Annotated in this window: 12 protein-coding genes; 1 reads left to right on the top strand and 11 read right to left on the bottom strand. The window is 62.3% G+C overall.

All coding sequences use genetic code 11. The features are described from left to right. Nucleotides 1-122: 122 nt before the first annotated feature. The 11 genes from ACGHP5_RS11845 to ACGHP5_RS11795 form a co-directional block, all read right to left on the bottom strand. Nucleotides 123-1,265, bottom strand: coding sequence for an endonuclease/exonuclease/phosphatase family protein (locus ACGHP5_RS11845; RefSeq protein ID WP_390566940.1), 1,143 nt, complete (start codon nt 1,263-1,265; stop codon nt 123-125). Nucleotides 1,266-1,268: 3 nt separating this feature from the next. Further along, nucleotides 1,269-1,871, bottom strand: coding sequence for a rhomboid family intramembrane serine protease (locus tag ACGHP5_RS11840; protein ID WP_022062236.1), 603 nt, complete (start codon nt 1,869-1,871; stop codon nt 1,269-1,271). A gap of 39 nt (nt 1,872-1,910) precedes the next feature. Continuing rightward, nucleotides 1,911-3,905, bottom strand: a complete 1,995-nt coding sequence (mutL, locus tag ACGHP5_RS11835; protein WP_390566937.1) for a DNA mismatch repair endonuclease MutL — start codon at nt 3,903-3,905, stop codon at nt 1,911-1,913. Beyond that, on the bottom strand, nt 3,906-4,310 hold the full coding sequence (locus ACGHP5_RS11830) for a hypothetical protein (RefSeq protein WP_290532408.1): 405 nt from the start codon (nt 4,308-4,310) through the stop codon (nt 3,906-3,908). It abuts the gene before it with no gap. A 232-nt stretch (nt 4,311-4,542) separates the two neighbouring features. Beyond that, nucleotides 4,543-5,715, bottom strand: a complete 1,173-nt coding sequence (gene dnaJ, locus ACGHP5_RS11825) for a molecular chaperone DnaJ (RefSeq protein ID WP_295904127.1) — start codon at nt 5,713-5,715, stop codon at nt 4,543-4,545. Between the two features lie 4 nt (nt 5,716-5,719). Continuing rightward, a complete protein-coding gene (locus tag ACGHP5_RS11820) occupies nt 5,720-6,328 on the bottom strand; it encodes a nucleotide exchange factor GrpE (RefSeq protein WP_337657793.1) in 609 nt (202 codons plus the stop codon). Nucleotides 6,329-6,478: 150 nt separating this feature from the next. Further along, entirely contained in the window at nt 6,479-7,192 is a 714-nt protein-coding gene (locus ACGHP5_RS11815) for an SAM-dependent methyltransferase (RefSeq protein ID WP_295904133.1), read from the bottom strand. After that, complete coding sequence (alr, locus tag ACGHP5_RS11810) at nt 7,192-9,561, bottom strand: alanine racemase (RefSeq protein ID WP_390566935.1); 2,370 nt, start codon at nt 9,559-9,561, stop codon at nt 7,192-7,194. The genes ACGHP5_RS11815 and alr overlap by 1 nt, the downstream gene beginning before the upstream one ends. Nucleotides 9,562-10,095: 534 nt before the next feature. Next, nucleotides 10,096-12,591 (bottom strand): Smr/MutS family protein, encoded by a 2,496-nt coding sequence (locus ACGHP5_RS11805; protein ID WP_337771650.1) that lies wholly within the window; start codon nt 12,589-12,591, stop codon nt 10,096-10,098. Nucleotides 12,592-12,779: 188 nt separating this feature from the next. Next, a complete protein-coding gene (locus ACGHP5_RS11800) occupies nt 12,780-13,781 on the bottom strand; it encodes an MlaD family protein (RefSeq protein WP_390566933.1) in 1,002 nt (333 codons plus the stop codon). Between the two features lie 145 nt (nt 13,782-13,926). Next, the gene (locus ACGHP5_RS11795) at nt 13,927-15,153 is read right to left on the bottom strand and encodes an N-acetylmuramoyl-L-alanine amidase (protein WP_390566931.1); all 1,227 of its coding nucleotides are present in this window, start codon (nt 15,151-15,153) and stop codon (nt 13,927-13,929) included. Between the two features lie 140 nt (nt 15,154-15,293). Here ACGHP5_RS11795 and ACGHP5_RS11790 point away from each other — a divergent pair, with 140 nt between their 5' ends. After that, entirely contained in the window at nt 15,294-18,158 is a 2,865-nt protein-coding gene (locus ACGHP5_RS11790) for a putative LPS assembly protein LptD (protein WP_390566929.1), read from the top strand. Nucleotides 18,159-18,221 lie beyond the last annotated feature (63 nt).

Raw genomic sequence — 18,221 nt, 5'->3', positions numbered from 1 at the left:
CGAATGGCTGAATTTTGCCACAAGATAGCAAAAAAATCGCTTCGGACAACGCCCGCCGGAAAATTAAAACCCGGCGGAAAGGCCGGTTCCGCCGGACGACATCCCGTTTTCCGGGCAACTCGTCAGGAACTTTTCCGCAGTCGCACGACGACGGGGTGGTGGTCCGAATAGTCGACCGAAAGCACCTCGTAGGAGAGCGGTTCGAAACCGCCGCTCAACACGTAGTCGATGCGCAGCGTGTTGTAAAAACCGCGGAACGTATGCGCATAGCCCGACCCGCACTCACGGAAGGCGTCGCGCAGCCCCCGCGCCATCGTGCGGTAGACATACGACATGGGCGTATCGTTGAAATCGCCGCAGACGATCCGCCGCGTGCGCGTCGCCCCCACGACCTGCGCGATGCTGTCGACCTGTGCGGCCCGAAGCACGCTGTTCTCGCGCAGCCGGGTCACGATGCTGCGGATTTTGGTCTCGCGCGCCGTGTCCGAGAGAAACTGGTGGCTGGTGATGAACTGGTTGTCCGAGGCGTTGATGGCCGTCGAGCGCAGGTGGTTGTTGAAAATCCGCACGGTGTCCTCGCCCACCATCACGTCGGCCCAAACCGAAGACGAAGGCGTCAGCACGGTATCCGAACGCAGGATGCGGTATTTGCTCAGGATGGTCAGCGTAGATCCGTAGACCGAGTCCGGGGCCTGCGTGCGGCCGAAGTGCGCGATCTCGTACTTCTCGCCCAGCAGCGTAAACTCCTCGGACTGTTCCGCAAGGCGGGCATTGAACTCCTGAAGGCAGATCAGGTCGGGAGCCTGCTCCTCGATCAGGCGCAGGATGTCGTCGACACTGCTCCGGCCGTCCTCGCCGTAGAAACTGCGCACGTTGTAACTCATGACCTTGACCGCACCGCGGTCGAAAGCCGCCTCTGCGGCATAGCTGCGGCGGATTTCGGGACGCCAGAAGAGCGAGACCTTGAAAAGCCCCGCCACCACGATGGCCAGCATCACTCCGGCGCACACCCAGCGCCAGCGGATGATCCAGTAGAGCGTCAGCACGACCGACGCGACGTAGACCGCGGGAGCGGCCAGCCCCAGCACGGGGAAGAACCACACGCGGCCCGGATCGACGTACGGGACGAAATAGGTGAGCACCATCGTCACGCCCACGACCAGGGTCACGAGCGTCAGCACCAGGTCGACGAGCCGCATGACGAGACTGCGGCGCCGTTTCCCCGAAGGGCCTCCCCCGTATTCGTTATAGTAATCGGAAGCCATCGCCTAAAAACGGATCGTTCCCCGGCGTTTCCACCAATGCAGCAGCAGGAATCCCCACAGCATGCCGCCCACGTGGGCGAAGTGTGCCACGTTGCCCACGCCCCTCCATCCGAGGAACAGCTCGATGACGGCATAGATGATGACGAACCACTTGGCCTTCATCGGAATAGGCGGAATCAGCAGCATGATGACCGCATTGGGGTGCATCACGCCGAACGCCAGCAGCAGGCCCATCACCGCACCCGAGGCGCCGACCAGCAACAGCGGCAGTTCGCCGAACGCCAGCGCCGTGAGGTACTGGATCAGCGCCGCCCCCACGCCGCAGACCATGTAGAAGGTCAGGAAACGCTGCGAGCCGAGTTCGTATTCGAGCGTGCGCCCGAACATCCACAATGCGAACATATTGAAGAAGATATGTTCGAAATTGGCGTGCAGGAACATGTAGGTGATGAACTGGTAGGTATGAAAATAGGGTGTTCCCAGCGACAGGGCGCAATACTGCATGATCGTGTCGCCGACGGGCAGCAGCGCCGTGGCCATGTAGACCAGTACATTGATGATTATCAAATTCTTGACCACCGGAGGGGTCTGAAAATAGCGGTTCATGCGTTTTAATTTTTGCAAATGTAACTCTTTTCCGCCGGATTATCCCAACTTGGCGCGCAAATCTTCCGGCGTGATCTCGGCGGTGATCGCCTTGCCCGAGGGCGAAAAACTGAAACTGCCCGTGTCGGCCAGCTGTGCGAGCAGCGCCGCGGCCTCCTCGCGCGACAAGGTCCGTCCTGCGCCCTTGGAGCCGGAGCGGGCCATCACGCCGGCGATCTTCTCGCGCCGCACGTCGGAGAGCGACACCGGGGTCGCAAAGGCCTGCAACAGTTCGAACAACAGCCGGTCCACCGAATCGGCGGGCATGTCGGCGGGCGTACCCTTCACCTCGACGGCCCCTTCGCCGCAGAAGTCGATGTCGAAGCCCAGGGCCGCGAACTCCACGGCGTTCTCCTCCAGGAGGGCGTATTCGTCGCCCGAGAGGACCAGCCGCTCGGGAAACAGCAGCTGCTGGCTCACCGACGAGCCGTTGCCCAGCATCCGGAGGTAATCCTCGTAAAGAATCCGCTCGCGGGCACGCCGTACGTCGACGACCACGAAGCGGCCGCCCAGCAGGGCGGCGACATATCCGCCCGGCAGCGGCAGCGCATCGGTGAATTCCGGGCGCTGCGGCATATCGAACCGCTGCTGTTCGGGAGCGGCCGACGAAGGGATGAAATCCAGGACGCTGTCGTCGAAACCGCCGCCCGAAGGGGTGATCTCGAAACCGCCGCCCGACTCGAACTCCTCGAACTCCCCGGCGTCCGCACCCAGCAGGGCGAATCCGCCCGCCGCGGCCCGCGGGAACGACGGCACGGCGCTCCGGCCCCCGCCCGTGCGCAATCCTCCGGCGGCACTGTCCGACACGCCTCCGCCGTCGCGGTAAGGCACGTCGAAACCCGTGAAATCGACGTTCGGATCGGGCGCCGAAGGGTCGATGTACTCTTCGCGGAAAGGGTTGTAGTCGCTGTTCGACATGGCCAGCGGCTCGCTGTAGACGGCGCCCTTCTGCAAAACGGGAATCTCCACCGTGCTGTCCCGGTCGAAATCCATCAGCGGCACGGCACCCGTTTTGGCCAGCGTCTCGCGCACGGCGGCGTTGACGATCTGCCACACGGCCTCCTCGTCGGCGAACTTGACCTCGGTTTTCTGCGGGTGCACGTTGACGTCGATACGCCCGGGATCGAGCGTCAGGTAGAGGAAATAGGAGGGCTGGCAACTCTCGGGAATCAGCTTCTCGTAGGCTTTCAGGATAGCGCTCGTCAGGTAGGTGCTCTTGAAAAAGCGCCCGTTGACGAACAGGTATTGCTCCGTGTTGCGTTTCTTGGCGGCCGCCGGACGGCCGATATATCCCTCGATGCGGGCGATCGAAGTGTCGGCCTCGACCTCCAGCAGGTTCTGCTTGATGTGACGTCCCACCACATCGACGATGCGCCCCGCCAGGGACCCGGCCTGCAACGTATAGACCGGTGCGTCGTTGGCGTAGAGTTCGAAGGCGATCTGCGGGTTGCAGAGCGCGATGCGCTGGAACTCGGCCTTGATCTGCGACGCCGAGGTGGTGCTCTTGTCCAGAAAACGACGGCGCGCCGGAACGTTGTAGAAGAGGTTGCGCACGAAGAACTGCGAACCCACGGGGCACATCACCGGGTTCTGCGCCACGAACTGACCGCCGTTGATCTCGGTCTCGGTCCCCACCTCGTCGCCCGCCTGCCGGGTGCGCAGTTCGACCTGCGACACGGCGGCGATCGAAGCCAGGGCCTCGCCGCGGAATCCGAACGTGTGCAGGGCGTAAATATCCTCCACGGCCCCGATCTTGCTCGTGGCATGGCGGTCGAAGGCCATGCGCGCGTCGATGGGCGACATGCCGCAGCCGTCGTCGACGATCTGGATCAGGTCCTTGCCGCCGTCGCGGAAGTTGACCTTCACCGAAGCCGCCCCGGCGTCGATGGCATTCTCCATCATCTCCTTCACCACCGAGGCGGGCCGGTTGACGACCTCGCCTGCGGCGATCTGGTTGGCAACGACCTCGGGCAATAATCTGATCTTGTCTGCCATTTACTCCTCGTAATCGTTGGGAACGACCGTGATAGGCGCATAGGGATTGAACCCGCCCTCCTCGACCTGCTGCGTTTTAGCCGCAGGTACGGTCTGCGCGCGCAGGAACACATCGGCCAGCTTCGGGTAGAGCAGGTAGATGAAAAGCATCACCAACACGGCCCCCGCGGCCATCTTCAGCACGCGGATACGCCCCCGCTCCTCCTCGTTCGAACGCCGCACCTCCCGGGCTTCGCGCTGGGTGCGGATGTACTGTCCGGGCTGGTACTCGCGGTCGGCATCCTCGGCGCGCTCGCCGCGCAGCTCGGCACGGCGCTGTTCACGAGCCTCTTTCTCGGGGTCGTAATAACGCGGGATATAGTTGAATTTATTCGCGTGTCGTTTGAAGGGTGTAAAGCCTAACATAACAGTAAGTTCTAAATTATTGCAACCGTAAGTACGTCCCGGAGGGGTGTCGTCACGGCGTTCCGCCGTGTATGCAAATCTGACCCACCCCTAAATCCCCTAAATCCCCGCCTCGGCGGGGACTTGTATCTGCCGCTATCGCGGCAGAAAGAATAACCCGGACGGCCCTAAACGAAAAATTCGTCTCCTCTACTTGGTAAAGGTACGAATTTTCCGCGGTTTTAGTATCTCTTTACCGGAAGAAACTCTTCATCCGTTCGAAAATATTCTGGTTCTTGACCGATTCCGCCTTCTGGAAAGAGGGCTGTGCGGCCAGTTGTTCGACAAGTTTCCGCTCCTCGGCCGAGAGCTTCGACGGAACGGTGATGTCCACCACCACCAGCTCGTCGCCGCGGCCGTAGCCGTTCACGTCGGGCAGTCCCTTGCCGCCCAGGCGCAGCACCTTGCCGGCATGCGTTCCCGGGGCGATTTTGATCTTGGCGCGCCCGTCCACCGTCGGGACCTCGACCGTACCGCCCAGCAGGGCCGTCGTCACGGTGATGTTCAGGTTGTGGATCAGGTCGTTGCCGTCACGCACCAGTTCGGGGTTGCGCTCCTCCTCGATCATCACCTGCAGGTCGCCGTTCACGCCGCCCTGACGCGCGGCGTTGCCCTTGCCCGTGACGGTGAGGACCATTCCCTCGCCCACGCCGGCCGGAATCTTGATCTCCACGACCTCCTGCCCGCGCAGCGTGCCTTCGCCCTTGCACTTGTCGCACGGCGCGGTGATCACCTTGCCCGTGCCGCCGCACGTGGGGCACACGCCCTGCGTCTGCATCCGGCCGAAGAAGGTGTTCTCCACCCGCGTCACATGGCCCGTGCCGTTGCAGGTCGAACAGGTCGAATAGGAATTGGCATCCCTGGCTCCCGTGCCGCCGCACTTGTCGCAGGCGACGGTCTTGTTGATCTTGAGTTTCTTCGTGACGCCGTTGGCAATCTCCGCCAGCGTCAGCCTGACCCGCACGCGGATGTCCGAGCCGCGGTTCACGCGCCGCCCCCCGCCGCCGTTCGACGAGCGGAATCCGCCGCCCCCGAAATGGCCGCCGAAGATGTCGCCGAACTGCGAGAAGATGTCCTCCATCGAGAACCCTCCGCCGCTGAATCCGCCGAAGCCTCCGGCCCCGCCGCCTGCCGCACCGCTCATTCCGGCATGGCCGAACTGGTCGTAGCGGGCGCGCTTGTCGGGGTTCGACAGCACGTCGTAGGCCTCTGCGGCCTCCTTGAATTTCTCCTCGGCCTCCTTGTCCCCGGGGTTTTTGTCGGGGTGGTACTGGATGGCCGCTTTGCGGTAAGCCTTCTTTATTTCGTCTGCGTTAGCGTTCTTCGCAACGCCCAGCACTTCGTAGTAATCCCTCTTCTCTGCCATGGTCTCACTCTCCTACAACTACTTTTGCGAAGCGCAGCACCTTCTCGCCCAGCATGTAACCCGTCTGGACGACGTCGATGACCTTGCCCTTCTTCTCCTCGCCGGCGGCGAACCGGGCAACGGCCTCCGAAAGATCGGCGTCGAACTCCTTGTCCAGCACCTCGATCTCGGTCACGCCCTTGCGGCGGAGCGCCTCGGTAAATTTCTGTGAAATGAGCGTCACGCCCGCCCGCAGCGCCTCCAGATCGTCGCTCTTCTGCATGGCGTCCACGGCGCGCTGCACGTCGTCGCGCACGGGCAGCATCTCCAGCAGCACGTCGCGGCCCCCGGTCTGCACCAGGTCCATCTTCTCCTTGAGCGTACGCTTGCGGTAGTTGTCGAACTCGGCCTGCAGACGGACGTACTTGTCCTGCCACTGGGCCACGGCCGCTTCGAGCGCCTTGGCGGCGTCGGCGTCGGCAGCGGATTCGCCGTCTGCCATTGTGTCAGTCGCCTCGTCGGTTTCATCTGACACATTGGCACAAGGCTCCCCGTCGCACGACGGATAGCCATCGCCGGGGGCGAACCCTTCATCGCCGCTAACAGCCTCATTATAAACTTTTTCCTTTTTCATATCTTGTGATTTTTCAGTTTTCTTCCCCTTATTCGAACAAATTGCATACCAACCCGGCTAAAAGCCGGGCTTCAAGGGCAATACCTGCATGCCGGGCATCGAACCGATCTGCGTGCTACCGCCCAAAAACCGCTTCACGGCAAGACGCCGCTATCCGATGATGAAAATGGCCGGACGCCTGTTCATTTCGGGCAGCCGACAGCGGCGCCACTCCCCGGCCGTACGGGTCTCGATCCGCTCGCCCGGAGCCGTGAGATCCACGGCGACGGTCAGGCGCGTCTGGGCCCCGAGCGTCTGCACCAGCTGCTCCATCAGCTTCACATTGCGGTACGGAGCCTCGATGAAAAGCTGCGACTGCCCCTCCGTCAACGCACGGCGTTCGAAAAAACGGATGGCTTTGACCCGTTCGGGCGGCTTCACGGGCAGGTAGCCGTTGAAAGCGAACGACTGGCCGTTCAGCCCCGAGGCCATCACTGCGAGGATGATCGACGACGGGCCGACGAGCGGCACGACGCGGATGCCGCGGCGGTGGCACGCCCCGACGACCGGCGCCCCGGGATCGGCGACGCCCGGTACGCCCGCCTCGGAGATCACCCCTGCCGAGCGGCCTTCGAGCAGCGGCGCGATCAGCTCCTCGATTTCGCGGCCGGCCGCGGTGTGCTCGTTCAGTTCGCGGAATTCCAGTTCGCCGATGGGCCGCGCGATGCCGGCTTTCGACAGGAAACGCCGCGCCGTGCGGGTGTTCTCGACGATGAAGTAGTCCAGCGCATCCATCACGGCCCGATTGGCCGCAGGCAGCACGTCCCACGGCGCCGTTTCGTCCGAAATCGGACAGGGAATCAGGTAAAGGGTTCCGGTTGCCATTACTCTTTGAGGTAGATTCGTTTCACACGCGACGAGACCGAGGTCATGATCTCGTAAGGTATCGTGTCGAGCACCCGGGCCATCGTTTCGAGGTCGTTGCCCGGCCCGGCGGAGAAGACCGTCACTTCGTCGCCCTCGCCGACGCCCGGAATGTCCGTGATGTCGATCATGCAGCTGTCCATGCAGACGCGGCCCACGATCGGCGCAGGCCGCCCGGCCACGCGCATCGACCAGCGTCCGCACCCCAGGTGGCGGTCCAGCCCGTCGGCGTAACCGATCGGCACGGTCGCCGTCACGGTCGGCCGCAGCAATTTCCCGGCGCGCCCGTAGCCCACGGCGTCGCCCGCTTCGAGACGCTTGATCTGCACGATGCGGGTTTTGAGCGCCGAAACCGGACGCAGACCCGCATTGTGCTCCCAGCCGAAGCCGTAAAGCCCCAGTCCGAGGCGGCACATGTCGAACCGCGCCTCGGGGAACCGCTCGATGGCCGCCGAATTGGCCGTATGGCGGATGACTGGATAGGGCAGCGACGCGGCTACGGCGGCGCTCATGCGGTCGTAGCGCGCGATCTGCTCCCGGGTGTAGGCATCCTCTTCGGGCATGTCGGCGCAGTTCAGGTGCGAGAAGACCGACGCCACCTTCACGGCGGGCATCGTCGGCAGCACCTCGCACAACCGCCCGATCTCCTCCTCCATGAATCCCAGCCGGTGCATGCCCGTATCGAGTTTGATATGAATGGGATAGCGGGTTTCGCTCGCATGCGACACCGCATCGGCGAAGTCGGCGAGCGAACGGAAACTGTATATCTCGGGTTCGAGGCGGTTGGCGATCATCTGGTCGAAACTGTCGGCGTCGGCGTTCAGCACCACGACAGGCATCGTGATTCCCCGCTCGCGCAGCAACACGCCTTCGTCGGCGAACGCCACGGCGAGGTAATCGACGCCCTGGTGCTGGAGCATCTGCGCCACCTCGAAATCCCCCGCGCCGTACGACCCGGCCTTGACCATCGCCACGAGCCGGGTCGAGAAATCCAGCTTCGAACGGAAATAATTCAGGTTGTGGATCATGGCATCGAGATCGACCTCCAGCACCGTCGTGTGGCTCTTGCGCGCCAAGGCATGCGCCAACTTCTCGAAACGGTACTCCCGCGCACCTTTCAACAAGACGGCACGCCCCGCCACGGCCCGGCGGCCGATGCGGGCGATGCACTCGTCGGTCGAAGCGTACAACTCCTTGTCGCAGCCGAACAGCGCGGCGTAGCGCTTCAGCTTCGGGCCGATGCCGACGAGCGTATCGACGCCTGCCCGCGCGACCATTCCCGCCACGCGGCCGTAAAGGTCGTCGTCGGTCAGTCCGCTCTGCGCAATGTCCGACAGCACGAGCGTTCGGCGGCGTGACAGCGCCACGCTGTGCAGGTAGTCGAGCGCCAGGGCCAGCGAATTGAGATCGAGGTTGTAGGCGTCGTTGATCAGCACCGAATCGTTGATGCCGTCCTTGACTTCGAGGCGCATGGCAACCTCGGGAGCCTCCGTAAACGACGGCGCGGGATAGCCCATCGCCGCGCAGAACGCCTCGACGATCTGCGCATTGCGGCGCGATGCCGCGTTGCCGATCACCGCCTCCGGAACCTCCGGACATGCCGCCGCATCGCAGAGTTTCCGCCCCGCGAAGCGCGAGGCGATCATGCGGCCCAACGGGTCGTAGTGACTGTGGTAAACGATGGTCTCGGCACGGTGGGCCAGAACCATCTTTTCGTCGCATTTCTGCTCCAGATTGAGGAAATTCTCCTGATGCGCGTCGCCGATCGAGGTGAAAACCACCACGTCGGGACGGATGATGCGCTCCAGCCGCGCCATCTCGCCGGGTTTCGAAATCCCCGCCTCGATCAGCGCCAGCTGCTCGTCACCCTCGATCATCAGCACCGACAGCGGCACGCCCAGCTGCGAATTGTAGCTCTTGGGCGAACGGTAGCACTTCATCCCTGCAGGCAGTTCCTCGGCGATCCACTCCTTGATGACCGTCTTGCCGTTCGATCCGGTGATGCCCACCACCGTCCCCCGGAACTGCGCCCGGTGGTAGGCGGCCAGGCATTGCAGGGCCGCGATGGCATTTTCCACCAGCACGTAACCGCACTCCGGCAGGGCTTCGAGAGGCCGTTCGACCAGAAAGGCCCGCACGCCGCGCGCATACATCTGCGGGACGAACGCATGCGAATCGTGATTCGCGCCGCACATGGCGACGAACAACGGCCCCGAGCCAAGTTCGCACGTCAGCGAGCGGCTGTCGGTCACCACCGACTGCACCTCGCAGTCCGTTCCGGAGAACCTGCCGCCCACGACGGCGGCGATTTGCGAAAGCAGATATTTCATAAAATACCTATTTTTTCTTTATACCTTTTGACCACAAAAATACTTAACTACGGTCTTCGCCCACGGAGTTATTACTACCTTTTGGTGGCAAAAGGTAGCGCCAAAACCATCCGCATGTCGCTTTCGCGGGAACAACCTCCAGCCCACGCTAAGCGGGTGCAGTAAGATCAAGCCGTTACAGCCTCCCGCTCCGGGCGCGCGGGCTTTCGGTTGTTCTTTCTCCGCTGCAAGCGATAATGCGGACTATTCCTCGCTCCAAAGACGGCGAATAACTCCCGCTTGGCAAAAAAGGCGTCAAGAAAGAGGCGGACTAAAAGCCCGAGCGGAGGGGACGGTTTGTTTACAAACCCGCGAATAGTCGCCCGGAGCCAGCGTTAGGCCGCGTCTTTTAGACTTTTTGTCGGCGGGTCGGTTTTTGAGGCACTTTTTGCCGAACCAAAAAGTGCCAAAATTCCGCGGGCGAAGACCGCGGTTAACAGTACTTTTTTGCAAAAAGTCTACACCGCAAAACCCGTCGCCACTATCGCGGCGAAATCACGATAGATCGAACGTCACTATCGTAATCCCCGCCCCGCCCCGGTCGGCATGCTCGTCCGCGGCCGACGCGATTTCAGGAACCGATCGCAGGTAACGGCGAATCTCCTCCTTCAGGGCGCCCGTGCCCTTGCCGTGGAGGATCGACACCGTGCCGACGCCCACCATCAGCGCGTCGTCGATGAAATTGCGCACCTCGTCCAGCGCCTCCGAAGCGCGCATGCCGCGCACGTCGATATGGTCCTTGAAGTTGAGTTTGCGCGACGAGATGTCCACCGAAAGGACCGTGCGGGCCGCGACGGGGCGTGTCGCCTCGCGGTACTCGTTGTTCGAAACCACCGTCAGCAGGCCTTTGTCCACCGTCGTAAGTATCTGCCCGAACGCCACCTGCGCCCTTTTTCCCTTCACCGACTGCACCACGCCGACCATCTCCTGCCCGGCCATGCGGACTTTCGACCCGGCGACCACCTCACGCGGTTTTTCGGGTTCCGGAGGGGTCTCCCCGGCCGCCGGCTTCGCACCCTGCTGCGCCTTGCGCTCGGCGCGCCGCTGGCGGCGGCGTTCGATGCGCTCGATCTCGCGGGCCACGGCGGCTTCGTTCCCGGCCTCGTCGGCCTTCTCGACCACCTCGCGGAAGTCGTCCAGCTCGCGCCGCGCCAGCCGCGTCAGCTCCTTCTCTGCCTGCGCCTCGCGGATCGTCTTAATCGTATTTTCGATCTGTTTGTTGGCGTCGGCGATCAGCTGCCGGGCCTCCTGCTTGGCCTTTTTCAGAATCTCCTGCCGCTCGGCGCGGATTTTCGCCAGCTGCTCGGCGTAGCTCTGCTCCAGCTCCTCGACCTTGCGGTCCGTCAGACGGATGCGGTCGCGCTTCTGCTCCCAGTAATGCTTGTCGCGGGCGATCTCGCGCAGCTGTTTCTCGATGTTGATGTGGTCCGACCCGGCCTTCTCGCTCGCCGCGCGGATGATCTCCTCCGGAAGCCCGATCTTGCGGGCGATCTCCACGGCGAACGAACTCCCCGGCTTGCCCGTTTCGAGGCGGAACAGCGGCCGGATATTCTGCACGTCGAACATCATCGCGCCGTTGGCGATGCCCTCCACCGACGAGGCGTAATACTTGATATTGGCATAGTGGGTCGTGATCACGCCGTAGCAGCCCCGCTCGAGCAGGCGTTCGAGGATCGCCTCGGCGATGGCCCCGCCGATGATCGGCTCGGTCCCCGACCCGAATTCGTCGATCAGCACCAGCGTGCGGTCCGAAGCGCCCGCCAGCATGTGCTTCATGTTCAGCAGGTGCGACGAGTAGGTCGACAGGTCGTTGTCGATCGACTGCTCGTCGCCGATGTCGATGAAGATACTCCTGAAGACGGGCAGTTCCGAGACCTCCGAGGCCGGAACCGGAAACCCGCACTGGAACATGTACTGCACGATCCCCGTGGTTTTCAGGCAGACCGACTTGCCGCCGGCGTTAGGTCCCGAAATGACGAGGATGTGCTTGCGGCGGTCGAGCTGCAAATCCAGCGGCACGATCTCGCGCCCCGCGGCCCGCAGCGTCTGCTGCAACAGCGGGTGACGGGCGTTTTTCAGCACCAGCCTGTCGTCGGTCGAGAGGATCGGCCGCACGCACCCGTTCTCCGAGGCCCAGCGGCCCTTGGCGCGCAGCATGTCGATCTCGGCCAGGTAGTCGCCCGAATCGGCGATCAGCCCCGCGTCGGGACGGATCGCTTCGGTAAACTCCGTAAGGATGCGCACGATCTCGCGCCGCTCGGCATACTCCAACTCGCGCAATTCGTTGTTGATCTCCACCACCTCGACCGGCTCGACGTAGAAAGTCTTGCCCGTCGCCGACTCGTCGTGGATAAAGCCGTTGAGTTTGCGTTTGTTGCCGGCCGAAACCGGAATCACGGCCTTGCCGTCGCGGATCGAGATCTGGGCATCGGCATCGACGATGCCCGCCCCCTTGGCCGAGGACAGTACGGCCTGCAGGCGCTTGGCCGCCTGCCCTTCGCGCTCGCGGATGGAGCGGCGGATCTCCTGCAGGGCGGGCGAAGCGTCGTCCTTCACGTTGCCGAAGCGGTCGAGAATGCCGTCGATGCGCTGCACGATCTCGGGGAACGCCGCAACGCCCCGCGTGCGGGCATGGAGGGCCGGGTAACGCTCCTCGCGGCCGATGATGAACGAGACGATGCCGCCGATCGCAGCCAGCGCCCGGCGCAGTGTCACGACCTCCTCCACGTCGAGGAACGAACCCTCGACGCGCAGTTTGGCGACGATGTAATCGACATCGGGGTACTCGCCCCCGGGGAAATCGTGCTCCATGTCCAGCACGAGGCGCATTTCGTCGGAGAGCGCCAGCCGCCGTTCGATCTCGCGCGCCGAGGTCGAAAAGCCCTCCGCAGCGAGCCGCTCGCGGGCGGCACGCATCGTGCAACGTCCTGCGACCTGTTCGCGGAGCCGGTCGAAACCTATCTTTTGCTCGAATGTAGCAGGGTAAATCATGGAATCGAAGTCATGTTTAAATATCGGCCGCCATTTCGCTCCGGACGGGTTACACCCACGGCCTTTGGCCGTGTATGCAAGTCTGACCCTCCCCCAAATCCCCTCCTCGGAGGGGACTTGTCGCAACGCACCCGGAATTACGACCGGAAGCGGCAGCGAACAGCACACCGAATGCAGCCCGAAAAAACCTATTTCAGCCTTTTCAGCGAATCCCGTTCGGCCCTGGCCGCGGCTTTGGCGGCTTTGCGCTCGGCCTTCTCCTGCATCTTCTCGGGGCTGCGCCCGAAAAGCGAGAAATGCACGTAGCGGCCGGGATACTGTTCGAGGTTGGCCAGCAGCGAGGCGAGGTTACCGCTGGCCTCGATCAGCGAATCGTAAAGCGCGGGATCGTTCATCAGCTTGCCGACAGTCCCCTCGCCCGCCCCGATCTTCGCCAGCAGGCCGTTCACCTCGCCCACGGCATCCGTAAGCCTGCGGGCGAACCCGGCGTCGGCCAGTTCCCCGGTCATCCGGTTCAGGCTGCCGACGATGCTGTCTACGCGCGGAGCGTTCTGGCCCAGCATCGCGGAGAACTCCGTAAGGTCGTCGACGGCGGCTTTCAGATTGTGCTTTTCGGCGTCGAGGATTCCTGCCATGTTGCCCGTGATGGCGTTCAGGTGGCTCAGCGTCCCGGAGATATTCTGCGAGTTGGCCTCCATCAGGCTATTGAGGTTGGTCAGCGTTCGCGAGAGGTCGGCCGTCACCTGCGACACCTTCTGCTTGAAGAAATCCAGCTCCGACCCGGCCACGTCCATCAGGTCACGTTCGCGCACCGAGCGCAGCGTGTCGCCCTTCTGGAGATAGGTGTGCGCCGTGCCGTAGGTGATCTCGATGGCCTTTCCGCCCATCAGCCCGTTGCTGTAAATCTTGGCCTCGGAGTCGGTCGGAATGTGGTACTGGCGTTTGACGGTGAATTGCAGCACGACGTTGTCGCTGCGCTGCGGATCGAACGAAATGCCCGTCACCGTACCGATTTTGACGCCTTTCATCATGATCGGCGACGCCGCCTGCACGCCGTTGATCTGGTCGTAGGCAGCGTAATAGACCGAATTGCGGCTGAAAATGTCGAATCCTTTCAAAAACCGGATTCCGGCCCACGCGGCAATGATCATCGTCACGCCGAAAATTCCGATTTTAACTTCCCTTCTCATATCTAATAAATCTTAATTCATAATCTTACCGCTTTCCCGCCATCGCCGGATGTTCCCGCGGCGTTCCGCCACGTTTGCAAGTCTGACCCACCCCTAAATCCCCGCCTCGGCGGGGACTTATCGCATGCGCCCGGAATGCGATTCCCTATTTCACAATTTGCGTTCCTTTACAACTCACCACGAAGGCCCCGGGGAATACCTTGCGCACCTCGGCCAGTTTCCGCTGTGCGGCTTCACGGGTGTCGTACTCGCCCACACCGTATTTATAGGGGAACCGCCCCTCGGCCTTGTACTCCTTCACCTTGCCGCGGTAGGCGCGGAACTGCGCCGAAGAGACAGGCACGGACGACGCCGAAGCCATCACCTGAATCGTATAGCGCAAGGGCTGTACGGCGGGTTTCGCAGCCGGTTTTTCCGGGGTTTCGGACGGAGCGGGCGCTGCGGCTTTTCCCTCCGCGGGTTTCTTCTCCGGCGCCGTGCCCGCAGCGGATGCGGGAGCCTGTTCGGCGGCCCCGGGTTTCGCCGACGTCGCTTTCTCCCCGGCAACGGCAGCCTTCGCCGAAGCGGCCTGCTCCTCCTCGGCCATCCGGGTCCCGAGCACGTAGGCCGAATAGTTGCGGATCGCCTGGTAGAGCGACCGGGCGATCTCGTTCTGCCCCTTGTCGGATTTCATGTAGGCCAGCTCCTGCTGGTTGGACATGAACCCGATCTCGGTCAGCACGCCCGGCATGTCCGTCGCATAGAGCACCCGCAGCAGCTGCGGCTTTATGCCGCGCGAATGGCGCCCCGCCTTGAGGTAGCTGTTCTGGATGCAACGGGCGAAAGCCATGCTGTATTCGCCGTAGGTGAACTGGAGATTCTGAATGTAAGCCCGCACGATGGCCGCCGTCCGCTCGTCGGACATGTCGATTAGGTCCTCGCGGTTGTTCTCGAACAGGGCGTTTTCGTTGTAGCGCTGCTCCTTCGAACTCTCGCCCATGATCAGCGTCTCGACGCCCCGCACGCCCGTCGCCCGGGGGGCAGCGTTGGCGTGGATCGAGATGAAGAGGTCGCCCCCGGCCTTGTTGGCAATATCGGCCCGCGCCTGCAGGTCGGCCGCCAGGTCCGCCCCGAGGGTCTTGTCCGTGGAGCGGGTGTAGACCACCTTCACGCCCGGCATCCCCTCCTCGACGAGCTTCCCGAGCTTGAGCGCCACCTTCAGTGTGAGGTCCTTTTCATAGACCCCGCCGTAGTGCGCGCCGGGGAATTTACCCCCGTGCCCGGCGTCGATGACCACGACTTCGACACCGTGCGCAATATTCCCCGCAAACGCAACGTTCGTAAAAATAGTTGCGGCCGCGAAGGCGAATAGCAGCAAAAGTCGTGTGCGCATATTTAATAGTACCAAGTGTAAGCTTTCTATAAATTTTTACCTATCTTTGTCGGGCCGAAAACGCGGCGGGAAGGGCGCAGAGCCTCGATCCGGGCGTTTTTGCCGACTTGTCGGCAAAGGTACGGAAAATTTTTGGGATTTTGGATAGAATTAGGGTAAAATATCTCTTGTCGGCGACGGTGATTCTGCTGTTTGCCCAGATCGTACTGGGCGGCGGAGCGCCCCGCACGACCCGCAATCCCGCCCCCGGAGACACCGTTCCGGTCCCTTCCCGCGCCGACACGATACGTCCCGACACGAGCGCCCGTCCGCCTTTCACCGCCCCCTCGCGCCGCGAGGCCCGGCGGCAGGCGCGCGAAGAGGCCCGGCGGCGCGAAGCCTTCAACGCCCTGTCGCAGGAGGAGAGGGATTCGCTCTTCTCGGCGCAGGTCGACTCGCTCGTGGCGCAGAAGGCCGATTCGCCGGGCGCAGCACGGCCCGACTCGCTCGCCGCCGACACGCTCCGCCGCGATTCGGTGAAGACGCCGCGGCCCGCAGGGGCGTTCCTCGACGACCCGATCACGGGCAAGAACACCGACTCGCTGGTCTACGACGTGCGCAACAAACTGGTCTACATCTACAACCAGGGCGACGTCACCTACCAGAACAGCAACCTCAAGGCCGACTACATGCGCATCGACATGGATTCGAAGATGGTCTACGCCTACGGCAAGCCCGACACGCTCGACGGCAAGGATATTGTCACCAAGCCCGAATTCACCGAGGGATCGGCCACCTACCAGATGGACACGATCACCTACAACCTCGACTCGAAGAAAGCGAAGATCAAGGGCGTGGCCACGCAGCAGGGCGACGGCTGGCTGGTGGGCGGCAGCGTGAAGAAGATGCCCGACAACACGATCAACATCGAGCACGGCAAGTACACCACCTGCGACCATACGGACCACCCCCACTTCTACCTGGCGATGACCAAGGCGAAGGTCATCCCCGGCAAGAAGGTGATCACCGGCCCGGCCTACCTGGTGATGGAGGACGTGCCGATCTACTTCCTCGGCATCCCCGAGGGCTTCTTCCCGATCAACATGGGTCCCAAGTCGGGCCTGCTGATGCCCACCTACGGCGAGGAGTACTCCAAGGGCTTCTTCCTGCGCGACCTGGGCTATTACTTCACGCTGGGCGAATACGCCGACCTGGCGGTGCGCGGCGGCATCTACACGCTCGGGTCATGGGAGGCTTCGGCCGCGTCGCGCTACATCAAGCGCTACAAGTACAGCGGCAGTTTCAACATGCAGTATTCGAATGTCAAGACGGGCGAAAAGGGCGAGGACGACTACATCAAGCAGAGCAACTTCCGCATCCAGTGGACCCACTCGCAGGACCCCAAGGCCAACCCGGGTTCGACCTTCTCGGCCTCGGTGAACTTCGCCACGAGCGGTTACAGCCGCTATTCGGCCACAAACCTCAACGACATTCTCTCGACGCAGACCAACTCGACGGTCTCCTACTCGAAGAACTGGGCCGGAACGCCCTTCTCGCTGTCGGCGAACATGGCCATCTCGCAGAACTCGCAGAACAAGACGATCTCCATCACGCTCCCCACGATGGTCTTCAACGTCTCGCGCTTCTACCCTTTCAAGCGCAAGGAGAAGCAGGGCAAGGACCGCTGGTACGAAAAGATCTCGATGCAGTACACGGGCAAGATGACCAACTCGGTGACCACCACCGAATCGGAGGTCTTCTCCAAGGAGACGCTCGAAAACATGAAGAACGGCATCGAGCACTCGATTCCCGTTTCGGCGTCGTTCAACCTGTTCAACTACATCAACCTCTCGCCTTCGGTCAACTACAACGAGAAGTGGTATTTCAAGAAGGTCGAGTTCGAGTGGAACCCCGTCACCAACCAGACCGACACGCTGCCGACCAACTACGGTTTCTACCGCCTCTACAACTACAACTTCAGCGTTTCGGCCTCCACGACGGTCTACGGCATGTACGACTTCACGAAGAAGAGCCGCGACCGCAAGATCCAGGCGATCCGCCACACGCTGACCCCCTCGATCGGCTTCTCCTACGCCCCGGACTTCAGCGACCCCAAATACGGCTATTACAAGACCCGCCAGACCGACTCCACGGGCCGCTTCACGACCTATTCGCCCTATGCGGTCAACGCCTACGGCGTCCCCTCGTCGGGCCGCTCGATGTCGATGAACTTCTCGCTGTCGCAGAACCTCGAAATGAAGGTCCTCTCGAAGCGCGACACCTCGGGCGTGAAGAAGATCAAGCTGATCGACGAACTGCGCATCAGCGGTTCGTACAACTTCCTGGCCGACTCGATGGGGCTCTCGAACATCCCGGTCTCGTTCCGTACGACGCTGTTCAACAATTTCGGCATCAACCTCTCGCTGACGCTCGACCCCTACCGCGTCTCGCCCGAGGGCAAGCGCTACAACAAACTATTCTTCCCGGGCCGCGTCGTCTCGACGGGCTGGTCGTTCGGCTATACGTTCAAATCGCGCAGCGACCGGAGCGAGACGGCCATCAACGACATCACGTCGATCCCTCCGGAGTACCAGAATCCGTTCTACGACCCTTACGGGCAAATGGACCCCGTGTTGCGAAGGCAGTACATGGCGCAAAGCTACTACGACTTCTCGCTGCCGTGGAACTTCGGATTCAACTACGCGGTCAACTACTCGATCTCATACACCAACAACGGCACGACGGGCTACCGGAAGAACGTCACCCAGACCGTCGGTTTCAACGGTTCGCTGAACGTCACCCCCAAGACGGGCATCACCTTCCAGGGCGGCTACGACATCAAGGCCAACAAACTGACCACCTCATCGGTCTCGATCACACGCGACCTCCACTGCTGGCAGATGTCCTTTTCGTGGATTCCGTTCGGCTACCACCGTTCGTGGAGTTTCAATATCGGCGTCAAGGCCGCGTCGCTCTCCGACCTGAAATACGACAAGTCGCAGTCGATGTACGACAACATGTATTAGCGCGCATACCCGTGTACCCACAAGAAAAGGCCCTGCATGTGCAGGGCCTTTTTTCATCGGCAA

Origin of the sequence: Alistipes sp. i18-0019-D1 (assembly GCF_042852885.1) — a bacterium.
In the GTDB taxonomy this organism is placed as follows: Bacteria; Bacteroidota; Bacteroidia; order Bacteroidales; family Rikenellaceae; genus Alistipes.
Note: the sequence above shows the minus strand (reverse complement) of the source record. Positions and strands in the feature narration are given on the sequence as shown.

Bases quoted from the DNA above. Each gene is read 5' to 3' on its own strand.
- dnaJ (WP_295904127.1), bottom strand. From the start codon at position 5,715: ATGGCAGAGAAGAGGGATTACTACGAAGTGCTGGGCGTTGCGAAGAAC.
- ACGHP5_RS11845 (WP_390566940.1), bottom strand. From the start codon at position 1,265: ATGGCTTCCGATTACTATAACGAATACGGGGGAGGCCCTTCGGGGAAA.
- ACGHP5_RS11800 (WP_390566933.1), bottom strand. From the start codon at position 13,781: ATGAGAAGGGAAGTTAAAATCGGAATTTTCGGCGTGACGATGATCATT.
- ACGHP5_RS11795 (WP_390566931.1), bottom strand. From the start codon at position 15,153: ATGCGCACACGACTTTTGCTGCTATTCGCCTTCGCGGCCGCAACTATT.
- ACGHP5_RS11820 (WP_337657793.1), bottom strand. From the start codon at position 6,328: ATGAAAAAGGAAAAAGTTTATAATGAGGCTGTTAGCGGCGATGAAGGG.
- ACGHP5_RS11830 (WP_290532408.1), bottom strand. From the start codon at position 4,310: ATGTTAGGCTTTACACCCTTCAAACGACACGCGAATAAATTCAACTAT.
- ACGHP5_RS11840 (WP_022062236.1), bottom strand. From the start codon at position 1,871: ATGAACCGCTATTTTCAGACCCCTCCGGTGGTCAAGAATTTGATAATC.
- ACGHP5_RS11815 (WP_295904133.1), bottom strand. From the start codon at position 7,192: ATGGCAACCGGAACCCTTTACCTGATTCCCTGTCCGATTTCGGACGAA.
- mutL (WP_390566937.1), bottom strand. From the start codon at position 3,905: ATGGCAGACAAGATCAGATTATTGCCCGAGGTCGTTGCCAACCAGATC.
- ACGHP5_RS11805 (WP_337771650.1), bottom strand. From the start codon at position 12,591: ATGATTTACCCTGCTACATTCGAGCAAAAGATAGGTTTCGACCGGCTC.
- alr (WP_390566935.1), bottom strand. From the start codon at position 9,561: ATGAAATATCTGCTTTCGCAAATCGCCGCCGTCGTGGGCGGCAGGTTC.